The organism is Actinosynnema sp. NPDC023658 (assembly GCF_040639995.1).
Lineage (GTDB): Bacteria > Actinomycetota > Actinomycetes > Mycobacteriales > Pseudonocardiaceae > Actinosynnema.
In genome coordinates, this window is record NZ_JBFAAX010000832.1 from 1 (window position 1) to 2,466 (window position 2,466).

Genomic DNA, 2,466 nt, shown 5'->3' on the forward strand with positions numbered 1-2,466 from the left:
CCCCGCCCGGTGTGCTGCGCCGGGCCGCGGCGGGCGTGGTCCGGCACTTCGTCGAGCGCGGCGCTCCCGACGAGCGGGGCCTGCTGACCCTGGGGTGGCACGGGCCGTGGCCGCGCATCGCTCAGGCCTACTCCGGTCCCGGTTCCCCGTACTGGGCGGTCAAGGGGATGCTCGGGCTGTCCCTGCCCGCCGACCACCCGGTGTGGGCGGCCGAGGAGCTGCCGCTGCCGGTGGAGCGGGCCGACTACGTGCGCGCGATCCGGGCGCCGGGTTGGCTGGTCAGCGGAACGGCGTCCGACGGCGTGGTGCGGGTGGTCAACCACGGCACCGACCACGCCGTGCCCGGCGACACCAGGGGTGACTCCCCGCTCTACGCGCGGTTCGGCTACTCCACCGCCACCAGCCCGCTGCTCGACGCCGAGAGCTGGACCGACCCGCTCGACCAGGCCGTCGTGCTGCTCGACGCCGAGGGTCGCAGCTCCCACCGGGCCGGGATGGACGTCGGTCCCGTCCGGGTCGTGGAGACCGGCGGCGTCACGGTCGGCGTCGGCTCGTCGGGCGGTGTCGTGCGGTGGCTCGACGCCGACGAGGCCCAGCACCACCACGGCTCGGGGTGGACGGGACGCCACCACGACGCCGGCGCGCTCACCGTGCACTCCCTCGTGCGCGGTCCGTGGGAGGTGCGCCTGGTCCGCGTCGACCACGTGGCCGAGGACCGCCTTCCCGTGGCGCTGCGGGTGTCCGGGTGGCCGGTGACGGGCTCCGAGGTCGACGTGCCCGGCACGGCCGCGGGCGCCCTCGGTGCCGACGGGAGCCGGTCGACCGTGACCGCGCTGCTGGGGCCCGTCACGGGAGCCGGCGTGGCCGTGCGCACCGACGCCGGTCCGCTCGGCCCGGTCGCCGCGGTGCCGTGGCTGCACCACCCGGTCGTCCCCGGCGAGTGGTGCGCGGTCCTGCTGGAGTTGACCCGCGACCCCGTTCCCCGGTCGGTCGAACCGGGGGTCGACCTCCGGCACGACGGACCGACCACCGCGGTCACCACCCGCTGGCCCGACGGCGCGCGGACCGAGGTCGCGCTGCCCTGACCGCCCCCGAACGTTCGCACCACCCCCTCTCTCCGTGCCCTACCAGGAAGTGAAGGAACCATGCAACGCAGGTACCCCCGACGGACCGTCATCGCCGCCACCGTCGCGGCCCTCGCCCTCGTCGCGACCGCGTGCGGCGGCAGCGGTGACAGCACCACCGGCAGCGGTGGTCCGGTCACCCTGTCGATGAGCGCGTGGAGCCTGAACTCCACCCCGGAGTTCAAGAAGCTCGCGGAGGCCTTCCACAGCGAGAACCCCGACATCACGGTGGAGTTCAAGGAGTACGACGCCACCAACTACGACACCCAGCTCACCGCCGACCTCGCCGCCGGCAGCGGGCCGGACGTCTTCATCCTGAAGAACCTCAAGAACTTCATCACCTACCAGGGCGGTGACCAGCTGCTCGACGTGTCCGACGTGGCCGACGGCCTCGGGGGCGGCGTCAACGGCCTGGGCAACTACAAGGTGGAGGGCGCCACCTACGCCGTCCCCTACCGCCAGGACTCCTGGTACCTGTACTACAACAAGGACCTGTTCGCGAAGGCCGGCGTGACGCCGCCCGCCGCCACCTGGACGTGGGCGGACTACGAGAAGGCCACCGCCGACCTGACCGCGGGCCTGAAGGCCGCCGGTTCCCCGGCGAAGGCCGCCTACCAGCACGTGTGGCAGTCCACCGTGCAGGGCCTCGCGCTGGCGCAGACGTCGGGCGCCGACATCACCAAGGGCGACTACGGCTACCTCAAGCCCTACTACGAGCGAGCGCTGAAGCAGCAGCAGTCCGGCGCGCAGGTCGACTACGGCACGGCCACCACGAACACCCTGCAGTACCAGGCGCAGTTCGGCACCCAGCAGGCGGCGACGATGCTGATGGGCAGCTGGTACGTCGCCACCCTGATCGCGCAGCAGAAGAAGGGCGACGCGCAGGCGTTCCAGTGGGGCTTCGCGCCCGCGCCGCAGCGCGACGCGAGCACCAAGGACAAGCCGGTCACCTTCGGCGACCCCACCGGGCTGGGCATCAACGCGGGCATCGACGGGGGCAAGACCGCTGCGGCCAAGAAGTTCCTGGCCTTCGCCGCCGGTGAGGGCGGCGCCTCCGCGCTGGCCTCCATCGGCATCACCCCCGCCACGCTGACCGACAAGGTGACCCAGGCCTACTTCGGCGTGCAGGGCGTGCCGACCGACGAGCTGTCCCGCTTCAGCTTCGGCAGCCACGACACCCACGCGGAGAACCCCGTCTCCCCCATGACCGCCGCCCTGCAGAACATCCTGCAGGAGACGCACTCCGCGATCATGTCCGGCAGCACGCCGGTCGACGAGGCGCTCACCAAGGCGGGCGCCCGCGCCCGCAGCGAGGTCATCGAGGCCCAGTGATCCGTGCCGC

General features: G+C 73.0%; 2 protein-coding genes. Both read left to right on the top strand.

Features of this window, described 5'->3' with window-relative positions; genetic code table 11:
- Positions 1-1,085: DUF2264 domain-containing protein (locus tag AB0G02_RS35325; RefSeq protein ID WP_360803329.1), on the top strand; the 1,085-nt coding region annotated here is incomplete at its 5' end.
- 60 nt (positions 1,086-1,145) lie between these two features.
- Positions 1,146-2,456: an extracellular solute-binding protein gene (locus AB0G02_RS35330; RefSeq protein WP_360803332.1), complete on the top strand. Its 1,311-nt coding sequence runs from the start codon at positions 1,146-1,148 to the stop codon at positions 2,454-2,456.
- Positions 2,457-2,466 lie beyond the last annotated feature (10 nt).